Source organism: Actinoplanes sp. L3-i22 (assembly GCF_019704555.1).
GTDB lineage: Bacteria > Actinomycetota > Actinomycetes > Mycobacteriales > Micromonosporaceae > Actinoplanes.
On the sequence record NZ_AP024745.1, the window covers coordinates 11,413,838 to 11,428,312 of the forward strand.

The 14,475-nt window shown below is 70.6% G+C and carries 14 protein-coding genes; 5 read left to right on the plus strand and 9 right to left on the minus strand.

Annotated elements, in window-relative coordinates:
- Nucleotides 1-996 precede the first annotated feature (996 nt).
- Entirely contained in the window at nt 997-2,490 is a 1,494-nt protein-coding gene (locus L3i22_RS50620; protein ID WP_255658799.1) for an MFS transporter, read from the plus strand.
- 686 nt (nt 2,491-3,176) lie between these two features.
- Here L3i22_RS50620 and L3i22_RS50625 read toward each other — a convergent pair.
- The gene (locus tag L3i22_RS50625; RefSeq protein WP_221330559.1) at nt 3,177-3,677 is read right to left on the minus strand and encodes a YbjN domain-containing protein; all 501 of its coding nucleotides are present in this window, start codon (nt 3,675-3,677) and stop codon (nt 3,177-3,179) included.
- Nucleotides 3,671-4,978, minus strand: a complete 1,308-nt coding sequence (gene mshA, locus L3i22_RS50630) for a D-inositol-3-phosphate glycosyltransferase (RefSeq protein ID WP_370644584.1) — start codon at nt 4,976-4,978, stop codon at nt 3,671-3,673. The genes L3i22_RS50625 and mshA overlap by 7 nt, the downstream gene beginning before the upstream one ends.
- Before the next feature lie 111 nt (nt 4,979-5,089).
- On the opposite strand from mshA, the gene L3i22_RS50635 reads away from it, so the two are divergent.
- Nucleotides 5,090-5,845, plus strand: coding sequence for an SDR family NAD(P)-dependent oxidoreductase (locus L3i22_RS50635; RefSeq protein ID WP_221324511.1), 756 nt, complete (start codon nt 5,090-5,092; stop codon nt 5,843-5,845).
- 3 nt (nt 5,846-5,848) lie between these two features.
- The gene (locus L3i22_RS50640) at nt 5,849-6,601 is read left to right on the plus strand and encodes a class I SAM-dependent methyltransferase (protein WP_221324512.1); all 753 of its coding nucleotides are present in this window, start codon (nt 5,849-5,851) and stop codon (nt 6,599-6,601) included.
- Here the strand turns inward: L3i22_RS50640 and L3i22_RS50645 are convergent.
- Together L3i22_RS50645 and L3i22_RS50650 are read right to left on the minus strand one after the other, a co-directional pair.
- Nucleotides 6,598-7,017 carry a response regulator gene (locus tag L3i22_RS50645; protein WP_221324513.1) on the minus strand — a complete coding sequence of 140 codons (420 nt, stop codon included), beginning with the start codon at nt 7,015-7,017 and terminating at the stop codon, nt 6,598-6,600. The two genes, L3i22_RS50640 and L3i22_RS50645, sit on opposite strands and share 4 nt — an antisense overlap.
- A 154-nt stretch (nt 7,018-7,171) precedes the next feature.
- Nucleotides 7,172-8,479, minus strand: coding sequence for a S8 family peptidase (locus L3i22_RS50650; RefSeq protein WP_221324514.1), 1,308 nt, complete (start codon nt 8,477-8,479; stop codon nt 7,172-7,174).
- A 271-nt stretch (nt 8,480-8,750) separates the two neighbouring features.
- Here L3i22_RS50650 and L3i22_RS50655 point away from each other — a divergent pair, with 271 nt between their 5' ends.
- Both L3i22_RS50655 and L3i22_RS50660 read left to right on the plus strand, forming a co-directional pair.
- Nucleotides 8,751-8,963: a hypothetical protein gene (locus L3i22_RS50655; protein WP_221324515.1), complete on the plus strand. Its 213-nt coding sequence runs from the start codon at nt 8,751-8,753 to the stop codon at nt 8,961-8,963.
- A gap of 35 nt (nt 8,964-8,998) precedes the next feature.
- Nucleotides 8,999-10,816 carry a PAS domain-containing sensor histidine kinase gene (locus L3i22_RS50660; protein WP_221324516.1) on the plus strand — a complete coding sequence of 606 codons (1,818 nt, stop codon included), beginning with the start codon at nt 8,999-9,001 and terminating at the stop codon, nt 10,814-10,816.
- 199 nt (nt 10,817-11,015) lie between these two features.
- Here L3i22_RS50660 and L3i22_RS50665 read toward each other — a convergent pair whose 3' ends face one another.
- From L3i22_RS50665 to L3i22_RS50685, 5 genes are all read right to left on the minus strand, one after another.
- The gene (locus L3i22_RS50665; RefSeq protein ID WP_255657744.1) at nt 11,016-11,804 is read right to left on the minus strand and encodes an SRPBCC family protein; all 789 of its coding nucleotides are present in this window, start codon (nt 11,802-11,804) and stop codon (nt 11,016-11,018) included.
- Between the two features lie 74 nt (nt 11,805-11,878).
- A complete protein-coding gene (locus L3i22_RS50670) occupies nt 11,879-12,628 on the minus strand; it encodes a hydrolase (RefSeq protein WP_221324517.1) in 750 nt (249 codons plus the stop codon).
- 117 nt (nt 12,629-12,745) lie between these two features.
- The gene (csrA, locus tag L3i22_RS50675; protein WP_221324518.1) at nt 12,746-12,982 is read right to left on the minus strand and encodes a carbon storage regulator CsrA; all 237 of its coding nucleotides are present in this window, start codon (nt 12,980-12,982) and stop codon (nt 12,746-12,748) included.
- A gap of 111 nt (nt 12,983-13,093) precedes the next feature.
- Nucleotides 13,094-13,516: a flagellar assembly protein FliW gene (fliW, locus tag L3i22_RS50680; protein ID WP_255657745.1), complete on the minus strand. Its 423-nt coding sequence runs from the start codon at nt 13,514-13,516 to the stop codon at nt 13,094-13,096.
- A gap of 17 nt (nt 13,517-13,533) precedes the next feature.
- Complete coding sequence (locus tag L3i22_RS50685; protein ID WP_221324520.1) at nt 13,534-14,472, minus strand: flagellin; 939 nt, start codon at nt 14,470-14,472, stop codon at nt 13,534-13,536.
- Between the last annotated feature and the right edge of the window lie 3 nt (nt 14,473-14,475).

The following is a 14,475-nucleotide window of genomic DNA, read 5'->3' on the forward strand; positions in this document are numbered from 1 at the left end:
ACGCCGCGCCGCACCACCCGCCGCGCCGCACCTCAGAGCCACGCCGCAGCCAGCCCAGCGCATCAGGTCGCGCCTCACCGCACCGCCGCCGCATCGCGCCGCACCGCTGCACCGCCGCCGCACACGTCACTACCGAGCGCTGCACGTCAGGCCACACCGCACCGCCACCGCGACGCACCACGGTGCCGCGCCCTGGCGCCACGCCTCAGAGCCGTGCCTCAACTCAGATCCACAACCAGCGCAGACACTTGACCGTCGCCGGCTGGCGCCCCAGGCCAGAGTGGACCTTGCCACCGGGACACCGTCCGAACGGCAATATCTCCCCCCTCTCGCTCAGTCGTTCGATCGGCCGCACGCCCGGTCGCCGCACACCGGTCGCCGGCCTCCCGGCACGCCCTGTTGATCGCCACAAGCCTAGGGCGACTTTGATGATCGTTTAGGTTTTCCACAGCGGCGGGTTATCCACAGGGGACGAACGGGATCTTGGATTTTTCCGGGATAATGGCTGGTGGCGGACTGCCCCCTGGGTGGGCGGGGCTTTGTCCGCGGGCCCGCGCGGGCAGGACTCTCGGGCAGTCCTCGGCTTCGAGGATGCTCGTAGGCGAGGCACGCTGACGGGCCGCGTAGCCGGGCTTCGTCGGCGCCGCCCGCGGGCGGGGCTCGCGGGCGAGGCGGTCGGATCGCGGCGTCGCGGGTGTGGAGGCGGACGACCTTCCAGGAGCAGGGATCGGCCTTTCCGACGCGGCACCCTCACCCATTACAGTTAAGAATGTTTGCTGTTTATTGTCTGGCGACGCTCGGGCGCTGGGCAGACCGCTGGCGTGCCATGGCTGGCGCTGCATGACATGGCTGACGCGGCGGAGCAGGCGAGGCCACAGCATGGCCGACGCGGTGGAGCCGGCGCGGCGCGAACTGGACGGCGGGGACGACGCGGCGCGGCAAGGCGGGGCCGGCGCGGCAGGCAGGGCGGCGCAGGCGGGGGCGGGGGTGCTGGGGATGAGGGGTGGCGCGGTGCGGGGGTGGCTGCGGGGTGCTGTCGGTGGGCTGCCCGGGGTGTACTGGTTCCTCTGGGGTGGGCTGCTGATCAACCGGATCGGCGGGTTTGCGGTTCTCTATCTTTCGCTCTACCTGACCTCGGAGCGTGGGGCCGGGGCGGCGCTTGCCGGGGTCGTGGTCGGTACCTATGGGATCGGTGGCGTTGTCGGGACGCTTTTCGGGGGTGTGCTCACCGATCGGTGGGGGCGGCGGGCGACCCTGATCTGGTCGCATCTGGCCTGCGCGGGAGTGCTGGCGGCGCTGGCCTTCAGCACGCCGATCCCGGTGATCTCGGGGCTGTGTCTGCTGCTTGGGCTGGTTCAGGCGATGCCGGGGCCGGCGTTCGTGGCGGCGATCACCGACATGGTGCCGGCGGGGCATCGGCTGCGGGCTTTCAATCTGCAGTTCTGGGCGTTCAACCTGGGTACCGCGGGGGCGTCGCTGCTGGCCGGGCTGCTGGCGCGCTGGAGCTACCTCGGACTCTTCCTACTGGATGCCGCCAGCACGCTGGTCACCGCGCTGATCATCGCGTGGAAGGTGCCGGAGACGCTAAGCCGGGCCGTGCGGCCGGAAGGGGCAAAAGCCGGAATACGGACGAAAGCCAGGACGGAAACGAAAGCCGGGACGCAAACGAAGACCGGGACGCGAGCGAAGGCCGGGATGCGGACGGTTCTTGCCGACCGGGTCTTTCTGGCCTTTGTCGGGCTGACCGTGCTGCAGGCGCTGCTGAGCACCCAGGTCAACACGATCGTGCCGCTGGCGATGCACGCCGATGGGCTCGGGCCGGGTGACTACGGGCTGGTGACGGCGCTCGGCGGGGCGTTGATCGTGGTCGGGCAGCTGTTCGTGCCGGGGGTCATCGACGGGCGGCGCAAGGATCGGGTGCTGGCGCTGTCGATGGTGGTGATGGCGGGCGGGTTCGCGGTGCTGGCGGTGGCCGACAGCCTGCCGGTCTATCTGGGCGCGGCGGTGATCTGGACGGTCGGCGGGATGCTCGCCGCGCCGCCGAACGCCGCGATCAACTCGGAGCTGGCGCCGCCGCTGCTGCGTGGGCGCTATCAGGCGGTGTTCTTCCTGAGCTTTCCGGCGGCGGCGTTCGTGGCGCCGGCGCTGGGCGGGGCTGGGCTGGAGGTCTTCGGCTCCGGGCACTGGATCATCGTGGCCGCGATCGGCCTCCTGGGCGCGGGACTGCACCTCGTAGCAGGCCCGGCACGCGAAGCAGCAAGCCAGGCACGCGAAGCAGCAGGCCCGGCACGCGAAGCGGCAAGCCAAGCACGCGAAGCAGCAGGCCCGGCACGCGAAGCGGCAAGCCAGGCACGCGCGACGGCAGCGCCGGCACACGAGGCGGCAGCGCCAGCACGCGAAGCGGCAGAGCCGGGGCACGAAGCAGGAAGCCGGGCACACGCGGGGCCGGGGCACGCGAAGCGGCAAGCTGGGCACACGAGCGGCGAGTAAGCCCAGTCACCGTCCACTGTGAATGGACACCACCGACAGATACACATCGGACGGATGTGCACGGTCCGTGCAAGAAACGATGCGACGCGCCCCGAATGGGAAGCTGAGAATTAGATGAACGCGAGATCCTCAGCGCCCAGACCCGCAAACAAAAGCACCGGCGGCGGCGGGCGACCCCCATCCCCATAGGCGTCGCCCGCACTAACCGCCGGTCTCGGGTCGCGCCGTCCCCCAACGGCTTATGCCACCCGTCCCCAAACGCCGAACCGCGGAGATCATTGCTGATCGTCCCGTTCCCCGAACTAACGGCTCGGCGTCCATCGACCACGCTAGTTGGGCCCGTCAAGCCTCACAACCCGTATTCGTGTCGACATCTGTCTGAGGCGTCACAATCACCAACAACCAGCCGATCGGACGATCCGCGAATCACTCGTCCGGACTCCCGGACACCGGGAGAAATAACGACTCTTACCCGCCGAGGAAATGATGAGCGTCGAATCAGTGCGGTCGTCACGATGACCTTGACGGCCGGTGACGAGTAGGTGAATTCAAGCTGGGAAGATCGCGTTTGCGCAGGCCAGCCCGATCTTGCGGATCCGAAGCGGGATCCGAAGCAGGATCCGGGGCAGGATCCGAGACGGGTCCGCGGGCGGATCCGGGGCGGGGCCGGGCGGATCCGGGACGGGTCAGCTCGCGGCCGGTTCGCCCGCCGGCGGAGCGGCGAAGTGCTTGAACGCCTGGAGGTTCGCCAGGGACTCGCCACGCTTGACGCGCCACTCCCACTCGCGGCGGATCGACGATCCGAATCCGATCTCCAGCATCGTGTCGAAAGACTCGTCGGAGTACGTCAGAACGGCGCCCAGCAACCGGTCCAGCTCGTCCTCGTCGAGGCCCTTCAGCGAGACCCGTCCGGTCAGGTAGACATCGCCGTTGGCGTCGATCGAGAACGACACCCCGTACATCCGGGCGTTGCGCCGCAGCAGCCAGGACCACAGTTCCTCGCGGCGTTCGTCGGGCTGGCGCATCACGAACGCCTCGATCCGCAGCGCGTGTTCGCCGACGATCAGGTTGCAGGCGGTCTTCAGCTTGTGCGAGCCGGGCAGCGAGACCACATAGGACGACTCGCCGGTGGCCTCCCATTCCAGCTCGCGATCGTCGAGAACCCGCTCGATCAGCTCGGTCACCATGCCCACGCCGCCCCCTCCAGCCGTGCCGCGATCATCGCCCGGTGCTCGCTCACCGCGTCACGGTAGACCCGCAGCAGGTGCTCGACGGTCCGATCCCAGGAGAACTGTGCGGCGTGCGCGACCGCGCCGGACGACAGCCGGTGCCGGAAGCCGGGCGCGGCGAGCAGCCGGTCCAGTACGCGCGCCCAGTCGGCCGGGTCGTGCCCGTCGACCAGGACGCCGCTCTCGCCGTCGCGGACCGCGGTGACCAGGCCGCCGACCGCCGCCGCGACGACCGGGGTGCCGCACGCCTGGGCCTCAAGGGCGACAAGACCAAAGCTTTCGTTGTACGACGGGACAGCCACCAGGTCCGCGGCCCGGTAGAGCGCGGCCAGGCCGGCGCCGGTCTGCGGGGGCAGGAACACCACCGAGTCGGTGACGCCGAGCGAGGCGGCCAGGTCGATCAGCGCGGTCGGCTTGTCCAGCCCGCTGCCGCTGGGGCCCCCGCAGATCACCAGCGTCACGTTCTCGGTGCCGCGGGCGCGCAGCTCGGCGAGCGCGGAGATCAGCACGTCGGGCGCCTTGAGCGGCTGGATCCGGCCGACGAACGCGATGACCCGGTCCCGCTCAGACAGGCCGAAGCGGGCCCGGTCGGCGGTGCCGGGGCGAAAGCGCTCCAGGTCGACGCCGGGCTGCACGACGCTGACCCGGGCCGGGTCGGCCTGGTAGTACGTGATCAGGTCCTGCGCCTCGAACCGGGTGTTCGCCACCAGCCGGTCGGACTCGGCGACCACCTGCTCCTCGCCGATCACCCGGGCCTTCGGCTCGGGGCGGTCGCCGGTCGCGATCAGCCGGTTCTTCACCTTGGCCAGGGTGTGCGCGGTGTGCACGTGCGGCACGCCCCAGCGCTCCCGGGCCAGCCAGCCGACCTGGCCGGAGAGCCAGTAGTGCGAGTGGATCAGGTCGTAGTGGCCCGGCGGGTGCGCCGCCTCGGCCCGCAGCACGCCGGTGGTGAACGCGCAGAGCTGGGAGGAGAGCTCCTCCTTGTTGAGGCCCTCGTACGGCCCGGCGGTGACGTGCCGGACGTGCACGCCCGGCGCCATCTCCACCATCGGCGGCAGGTCGCTGGAGGTGGCGCGGGTGAAGATCTCCACCTCGACCCCGGCGGCGGCGAGTCGCTTGGACACCTCGACGATGTAGACGTTCATCCCGCCGGCGTCACCGGTGCCCGGTTGCTCCAGCGGGGACGTGTGCACCGAGAGGGTGGCGATTCGCCGGGGTGTTGGCCAGCTGACCTCGACCACGTTCAATCCCTCCGCCAGAATTCAACCGGAACAAGCCTGTTGCACACTTGTCATCTTCCCCATCGGCGTGGGCTGAACCACTACGCAGCCGGGCCGGGGTGACTCAGGTCATGCGGTTAGATCGGAACCATGCAGAGAATCGCAGTGGTCACCGGAGCGTCCAGCGGGATCGGCGCGGCGACCGCACGCCGTCTGGCCGGGGAAGGATTCCACGTGGTCGCCGCGGCCCGCCGGGCGGACCGGCTGGACGCGCTGGTGAAGGAGATCGGCTCGAACGTCACCGCGGTGGTGTGCGACGTGACCTCGGACGAGTCGGTGGCCGCGCTGGCCGCCGCGGTCGACGGGCTCGGCGCGCCGGTCGCGCTGCTGGTCAACAACGCCGGCGGGGCGGTCGGGCTGGACCCGGTCGCGAGCGGCGCGGTCGCCGACTGGCAGTCGATGTTCGACGTGAACGTGCTGGGCACGCTGCGGGTCACCAAGGCGCTGCTGCCGGCGCTGGAGGCGAGCGGGGCCGGGACGATCGTGACGGTCGGCTCGACGGCGGCCTTCACGCCGTACGAGGGCGGTGGGGGTTATGTCGCGGCGAAGCACGCGCAGACCGGCCTGGTCGGGACGTTGCGCCTGGAACTGTCCGGAAAGCCGGTGCGGGTGATCGAGATCGACCCGGGCATGGTGCGCACCGACGAGTTCTCGCTCAACCGGTTCGGCGGGGACCAGGCGCGGGCCGACGCGATCTACGCCGGGGTCCGGGAGCCGCTGGTCGCCGACGACATCGCGGACGTGATCGCGTTCGCCGCCACCCGGCCGCAGCACGTCAACATCGACCGGCTGGTGATCCGGCCGATCGCCCAGGCCGCTCAGCACAAGGTGCACCGGGAGCTGTAACAGGTGAAACCGGTCGGCGCGATCACCCGGGGCACCACGAACCCGAACCGCCTGCGGCGGGTGGACAACTTCATCGCGTACCGGTGCGAAGGTCTTCTGCGCTCGGCGGACGTGCCGCTGGTGATCGATCTCGGCTACGGCGCGTCCCCGGTCACCGCCGTGGAACTCCGGGGCCGGCTGGCGGTCGCGGTCCGCCGGGACGTCGCGGTCGTCGGTTTGGAAATCGATCCGGTACGGGTGGAAGCCGCCCGTCCCTTCGCGGATCCCCCGCTCCTGGAGTTCCGGCGCGGCGGCTTCGAGCTGGCCGGGCTCGCGCCGGTGGTGGTGCGCGCGTTCAACGTGCTCCGGCAGTACCCGGAGGACGAGGTGGCCGCGGCCTGGCGGCAGATGACCGGCACCGGCGCGCTGCTGGTCGAGGGCACCTGTGACGAGTTGGGCCGGATCGCCACGTGGGCGGTGGTCGAGGCGGGCGTGCCGTCGACGCTCACGCTGTCGGTCCGGCTGCCGGTGCTGGACCATCCGGCGGTGCTCGCCGAGCGCCTGCCGAAGGCGCTGATCCACCACAACGTGCCCGGTCATCCGGTGTACGAGCTGCTGCGCGCGCTGGGCCGGGCCTGGGACACCGAGGCGACCCCGTTCGGTCCGCGGCAGCGCTGGCTGGCCACGGTCCGGCGGTTGCGCGACGAGGGCCGGCCGGTGCTCGACGGCCCGGCCCGCTGGCGGCTGGGCGAGCTCACCGTCCCCTGGCCCGGCTAGGAAACCGCCCCGGCCTGGTCGGGGCCGTCGCCCAGCACCCGTCGCAGGGCTTCGAGCAGGGCGTCCGCGGTGAACGGTTTCTTCACCAGGATGTCGTCGTCGCTGACCAGGCCCTTGGCGACCGCGATGTCCTTGGGCAGGCCGGAAATGAAGATCACGTGGATCCCGGGCCGCATCTTCCGGACCGCGGCGGCCAACTCGCCCCCGGTCTGCTCGCCGGGCAGCGTCAGGTCGGTGACCATGACGTCGATCTTGCCGGCGTGGTTCTGGCAGATCGCGGTGGTCTCGTCCGGGTCACCCGCCGTGATGGCGGCGTAGCCTTTGCGCTCCAGCATGCGGCGCATGATGTCGCGGAGGTCTTCTTCGTCGTCGACGACCAGGATGGTCGGCGTTTCGGCGACCGGCGCCTCGGACATGGGTCCTCCTCGCGGGCTGGGGTCGATCTCACGCTAGCCGCCCCGGACCGAAGAGTTGGGCACTTTGCCGCAGCGCTGGCCGGACGACCGAAGTCTGAGAAAACACGACGCCGCGCGACGCTTGGAGCGTCCCGCGGCGTGTGCCCGGATCAGGTCAGCGGCGCTTCTTGTCGGCCTTCGCCTTCGCCTTCGCCGCGGCCTTCGCCTTGGCGGCGGCCTTGGCCTTCGCGACCGCCTTGGCCTTGGCCGCGGCGGCGCTGTCATTCAGGTAACCGGTGTAGAGGACCTTGTTCGGCGAGCCCGCGCCGGGGCTGCGGACCAGGCCCGAGTCGGCGTTCGCGACCAGGTCGTCGCGGACCTGCTGCGGGGTCCAGGACGGGTGGGCGCCGAGCACCAGGGCGGCCGCGCCGGCCACGTGCGGGCTGGCCATCGAGGTGCCGCTCATCAACGCGGTGGCGGTGTTCGAGGAGTTGGAGGTCGACTTGACGTTCACGCCGGGCGCGAAGATGTCCAGGCAGGTGCCGTAGTTGGAGAACGAGGCCCGCTTGTCCGCGGTGTCCACGGCGCCGACGGTGATCGCGTTGCTGGTGTCGGACGGCGAGAACCTGCAGGCGTTCCGGTTGTCGTTGCCGGCCGCGACGGCGAATGTGATGCCCTTGGCGATCGCCCGGTTCACCGCGTCGTCGAGCGCCTTGTCCTTCGGGCCGCCGATGCTCATGTTGGCGACCGCGGGCAGCTTGGCGTGCGCGGTCACCCAGTCGATGCCGGCGATGAAGTCGGAGTACGAGCCGGAGCCGTCACAGTCCAGCACCTTGACGCCGACCAGCTTGACGTCCTTGGCCACGCCGTAGGTGGCGCCGCCGATGGTGCCGGCCACGTGGGTGCCGTGCCCGTTGCAGTCGTCCGCGGTCTTGTCGCCGTCGACGAAGTCCCAGCCGCTGGTCGCCCGGCCGCCGAAGTCCTTGTGCGAGGTGCGGATGCCGGTGTCGATGACGTACGCGGTGACGTCCTTCGCCGAGCGGTACGTGTACGTCCGGTCCAGCGTGCGGGCGCGCTGGTCGATCCGGTCCAGGCCCCACGTGGCGTTCGGCTGGACGGCCGCGGTCGTGATCTTGGCGTCCTGCTCGACGTACTGGACGGCCGGGTCGGCCGCGAGGCGGGCCGCCTGGGTCTCGGACATCCGGGCGTGGAATCCGCGTACGGTGGCCTTGTAGTTGTCCAGGACCTGACCGCCGTAGCCGGCCACCAGGTCCTGCGAAGCGGAAGCGCCGGCCTTGAGCACCACGATGTAACTTCCCGGGATGGCCGTGGCGGCGCCGGCCTCCAGGATGGTCCCGGTCGCCGGAGCGGCCGGAACCGGAGCGGCCGAGGCCGGCCCGGTGAAACCGTAAAGAGAAGCGGTGGCGGCGCTCGCGACGGCCGCGAAACGGACGGCCAAGCGACGGGCGTCGGAACCGAGCATCAAAGTCTCCCTCAGGTTGAGTGCCCCGGCTCCAGATGGAATGCCGTGGCGACTTGAGGGAAATCTTGTAGAGGAATCAGTGCGCGGCCGGGTCTCGCCGGGGTGCACCACCGTTGCACCGAACCGGGGCCGATTCGACCGGCCGGATCACTGGGGAAGCGCCGGTCGAAACCTAAGGCACCCTGACCGAGGGCCGATTAAGTCCGCTGTCAGGACCGCTGCACACCGCCGTTGAGCCCCGTTCATTCGGCCCATGAGCAAGGAGAGCGATATGACCACCCTGCTGTCGCCCGAGATCGACACCGTCGGCGAACTGACCGATCGCTGTGATCGCTGTGGCGCGGCCGCCAAGCTGGAGGTGACCCTGAGCAGCGGCGGCGATCTGGCCTTCTGTGGCCATCACGCGAATCGGATGCACACGGAGATCTCGCGGGTGGCCAGCAAGATCCGCCTGGAGGAAGGGTTCGCCTGGGCGGGTAAGTAACCGCTCGCGTCGCGATATGATCATTTCCTCACGTCATGGGGGGATATGTGCACATCGCGGCACGCGGCGTGGGCAGGCTGTCCCGGCTGATCGCCGGGAGCGCCGGGGTCACGGTCACCGTCCTCGGCGTCCTGAACACGCACACGTCCGATCTCACCGCGCCGCCGGAGGGGCTCCCGCCCGCTCCGGCGTTCGCGTTGGTTCCGGCCGGTCTCGCCCTGCTGCTGCAGGTCGTGCCGCTGACCACCGGAGTCGCCGGCCGGCTGCGCGCCGGGGCCGCGGCGGGCTTCGCGCTCGCCGCGGCGATCCTCGGCTGCCTCGCGCTGGACCGGCATCCGGCCGTCGCGGTGGCCACCCTGCTGTCCGGGCTCGCGCTCGCCTGCCTGGACCTGCGGCTGCCCCGCCGGGTCGGCGCGGTCCCGGTCCGGGTCGCCGACCCGCTGCTGCTCGGCGCCGCCACCATCGCGCTGGTCGCGCTCGTCCCCCGGCTCTTCGCCGCGACCTTTCCCAGCGGGCAGGAGCCCGCCGGCGTGATGCCGCTCTACCTGGCCGTCGGACTGCTCACGCTGACCGCCGGCGCCATCCTGGCCCGTCCGGAGGCCGGGCCGCTGCGCACCCTCGACCAGTCCGGGCCGCGGACCGCGGTCCGTCGGCTGGCGCCGGCGCTGATCGCGGCGCCACTGATCGCGGCGCTGGTCAGCGCGTTCGCGGTGCGCACCGGGCTGAGCCGCCCGGCGGCGGCGGTCAGCACCGGCGCGATTCTCGCCGCGCTCGCGCTGCTGGGACTACTGGCCTTTCTGGTCCGGACCCTGGACGTCGCCGATCGGCGCCAGCGCCGGCTGGTCGCCGAGCTGCGGGACCGGCAGGACTTCGCGGACACGCTGCTGCAGTCGATGAACGAGGCGGTCATGGTGCTGGACGCCAACTACCGCGTGATCGACGTCAACCGGCGCTGGCGCGAGCTCACCGGACAGCACGACGACCTGGGCGAACCGCCCCCGCTCCCGCCACCGGGCAGCGGCGGGGACTGGCTGCTGCCCCGCGCCGACGGGACCGCGGTGCCGGTGCTGGCCACCATGGCGGCCATCCCGGACGCCGCCGGGGCGCCCCGGGGCTACGTCGCGACCTGCGTCGACATCGCCTCCCGCAAGGAGGCCGAGGAGGCGCTCAGCGAACACGCCGCCGAGCTCGAACGCGGCAACGCGGACCTGGCCGCGGCGCTGGCCTTCAAGAACGACCTCACCTCGATGCTGACCCACGACGTGGCCCAGCCGATCAGCTCCATCGCCAGCCTCGCCGAGCTGCTCTGCGCGGACTGGGCGGACCTGCCCGACGACATCCGGCTCGAGCTGGCCCAGAAGATCGACAAGAACACCCGCCGGCTGATCAAGATGATGAACGACCTGCAACTGCTGTTCCGGCTGGACACCGGGGCGGTGACCGCGCGGCGGGTGCCGGTGCCGCTGCACGAGCTGGCCCGCTCGGTGGCCGGCGCGGACGGGCAGGTGGAGATCGCGATCGACGAGGACGTGGCGGCGCTCGCCGACCGCGGGCACCTCGCGGTGGTGGTGGAGAACCTGGTGAAGAACGCGGTCACGCACGGGGCCGCGCCGGTGGTGGTCAGCGCGGGCCGGCAGCCGGGCGGCACGGTGCTGCTGGTGGTGCAGGACAGCGGGGCCGGGATTCCGGAGGACGTGCTGCCCAGTCTGTTCGGGCGGTTCATCCGGGGGGCCGGGCTCGGGCTGTTCATCGTGCGGCAGCTGGTGGAGGCGAACGGGGGGTCGGTGCGCTACGAGCACGCCTCGCCACGTGGGGCCCGGCTGCTGGTCACCCTGGAAGCCGCGCCGCGCTGACGAAACGGCCGCCGCTCCGGGTGGAGCGGCGGCCGTTCGGGGTCTTCGGTTTTACCGCGCCCACCCGCGGACGTCGCCCTTGTGGGCCTCGCGTTCTGGGCGCCCCGCGCCCTTGCGAGGGTCGCAAGGGTCCCCGCGGGAGCGACGATCAGTTATCGGCCGCAGCCGAGGCAATAAAGAATTTGATCTCCGATTTTGGTCAGCCGATGCCGCGGTCTTCCTCGTTGATCATGCCGCTGCCCCAGATGTCGCTGGCCGGCGTGCGTCCGCCCATCCGGGCCGAGCCGGCCGAGCCGCCGCTGACCCAGCCGCCGTCGGGCTTGCTCGACGCGCCGGCCGCGTGGTGCAGCGGGTTCTCGGTGAGGCCGGTGCCGGTCGGGTCGGCATTGCCCAGGTCGGCGGCGCCGTTGTCCCACCCGGCGCCCGGATGGGGAGCGGGCTGCGTCGCGGGTGGGTGCCGGTGGACGCGCGTGGCGACCGAGGCCGGCGAGGCGAACTCCGGGCTGAACAGCGTGTGCGAGGGGCCGGGGAAGAGCTTGGTGGCGGCGCCGGTCGGCATCGCGCGGCCGCCCAGGACACCGCTCTCGACCAGGCCCTTGAACGTGGTCAGGTCGGCCTTGAGGCGGCGGTTCAGCGATTCCTGGCCGTGCCGGTCGCTGGGCATGAGGAACGCGATGTCGGCCTCGAGCTGGGCGACGATCTGGGTCTTCGTCTCCCCCATCGGGCGCAGGGTGAGCGTCTCGGCCAGAAGTGGGCCCTCCATGGTGGACCAGGAGACCCGTTCATCCGGGGTCCGCTCGATGATCTGGGCGTCGAACTCGCGGCGTTTGCCGTCCACGTCCATGATCCAGTGGGTCTGGTCCGTGCCGGTGGTGGTCACCTGGCGAACGCCGGTCATGAACCGCGGATAGTTCTCGAACGCGGCGAGTTGCTCGTACACCGTGTGCAACGGTGCACTGACCTCGATGGCCTGCTGAACCATACTCATCGCATCTCTCCCATGCTGAAGTGCTGGCATGACAGAGCGTACGGAGACCAGTGCGGCCCGTGTTCGCCTTTCGTTCAGACTCGTCGCAGGTACTGCCAGCCGCCCACCTCGGCCGCGTACCGCGCGTCACTCGCGGGCACCAGCGTCACATCCGCGTCCCGCAGCATCGCGATCAGGCGCGGGGACGGGCTGCGCCACGCCTCGCTGATCTCCACGACGGTGCCGGTGCCACGGCAGGCGGCGGCCAGGTCGGCGATCAGCGCCGGTGACACCGCGGCGTCGTCGACACCCGCCTGGGCCAGCAGTGCCAGCGGGCGGGCCAGCTGGGTGGGCACGTAGCGCGAGGCCCGCTCGAGACCGCGCACGGTCGCGGCGACCAGCAGCTCGGCGACGTGCTCGGCGGTGGTCCCGCCGGCCGCGAGCAGGGCGCGGACCGCGCGGGCATCGAGCAGATCATCGCCGTACGGCAGGGCGGAGGTCGCCACCGACAGCGCGTCGAGCTGGGTCAGGTCGGCCGGCAACGCCAGCCAGCCGTCCGGGCGGACCACCTCGACCTCGGCGGCGACCCGCAGGGTCATCTCGGTCCGGTGCCGGGCCCGGCGCACCGAGTCGGCGTAGGCGGTCAGCCAGGTGGTCTCCGGCCCGGCCTGGTCGGCGAAGGTCAGCGCGGTCAGGCCGGCCCGGTCGGCGGCCGAGACCACCACACCCACCGCGTCCCGCCCGGCGGAAAACCCGGTGTGCACGTGGGCATCCACCGTCAGATCCAGCGCACACACGGCGCCGATGACACCGCCGCCGATGACTGATTCACGCTCTGCGCCCACGATCGCTCCCCGACTGAAGTTCCCCGTCGACGAGAAGAATGCTTGTCGCGCGTTGTCTCCGGGGTCAGCCGCCGGTGCAGGTGTGGTGCGCCCGCCACCGGCGGCGGCGGGCCACCCTCATTCGTCCGGCTTGTCGAACATCTTGGTGATCGCGTCCACCTCGGCGTCCGACGGCGAGGCGGCGGCCCGGTTCGCGTCCTGCAGCTCCCGGTACACCTCCTCGCGGTGCACCTGCACGTCACGCGGCGCCTGGATGCCCAGCCGGATGACGTCGCCGCGGGCCTCCAGCACGGTGATCACGACGTCGTCGCCGATCATCACGCTCTCTCCGGCCCGCCTGGTCAGCACAAGCATCGACGTCCTCCTCCATCCACGGAACGGACAGCATGACAAAGGCGCGGCCGCGAGGGAACGCGACCGCGCCTGGGCTGAGGGTTATTCGCGAACAACCCCCGGGTGGAGGATTCAGAACGCCCGGTTCATGATCGCTCGGACGGGATAGCCCGAGCCGGTGAGGATCGTCTGCACGGCCCGCATGCTGTCCCGGTCCACCACGATCGGAGCAAGGAGATTCGCGGTGGTCTCGTCCTTGTTCGCGGTGATGACGGTCAGCAGCAGCACGCGGTCCGGGTCCTTGGTGTTCAGCGCGGCGAACACCGCCTCGTCGATCTCCGGCGCGTACTCCGGGAAGAACGGCTCCGGAGGCGCCACCAGGAAACGCAGATCCGGGTCGTTGATCGAGGTGAGAGCGTAGAGCAGACCGTCGTCGTTCAAACGCACCAGGACGAATTCCTTGTGCGCCGGGAACCCGGGCATGGGCGTCGCCATCGAGATGGTCGGCAGGCCCAGCGACGGGTCGGTCATGGTGGCCTCGATCGGTCGGGACATGGTGCGAGTAGTCATGGTCACCTCAGGAAATCGATGAGCGAGGGCTGGATCACCTTGGCCGTGGCGGCCAGGGCGGCCTGATACGAGGTCTGCTGGAGCTGCAATTCCATGATCGCCTTGGGCAGGTCGACATCCTCGATGTCGGACAACTGCGACGACACGGACATCAAGCGATCCTCCGAGGACTGCTTCATCTGTGTAACCCGATTGTATCGGGCGCCTACGTCCGAAAGAGTGGATTTCACGAGATCAGACGCTTTATCGAGGTTCTGTAGGCCGGTGTCCAGGGCGTCCGCATCTCCGGACTTCATCGCGTCGATGATGTTGTCCAGAACCTTGAACATCTGGTTCGGGTTGTCCACCTTGGTACCGCTGCCGGCGGGGTCGTCGATCTGGTCCGCGCCGAACACCTCCGGGCCGCGGACGTCGACCCGGACCTTGGCGTTCGGGCCGATCGCCCGGAGCGTCTCGCCGGCCCCCTCGCCGACGAACTTGCCGCTGTTGTCGTAGGCCGACGAGTCCGGCGTGGACCCGCCGAACACCGGGCGGTCCAGATACTTGGAGTTGGCGAACTGGACCAGGTTGCCCTTGAGCTGCTCGAGCTGGGCGGCCCGGGCCTTGTTCGCCTCCGGCGTGCTCTGCCCGCCGTTCCTGGCCTCCAGGGTCAGGTTGCGGGCCACGGTCAGCAGCTCCACCGAGGACTGCAGGTTGTCCTGCACCACGCCGAGCCGGCCGACCGCGTCGTCGGCGTTGGCCGAGTACTTCTTGTTGGCCCGCACCTCGCCGCGCAACTGCAGCGCGGTGACCGTGCCGGTCGGCGAGTCCGACGGGCGGTTCAGCTGCTTGCCGCTGGAGATCTGATCTTGTGCCTGCTGGGTCCGGCCCAGATTGCGCTGCAGGCTGGCCATGGTCCGGGTGCGTACGCTGCTCTCGGTGACCCTGGGGCTGCTGCTCATGAC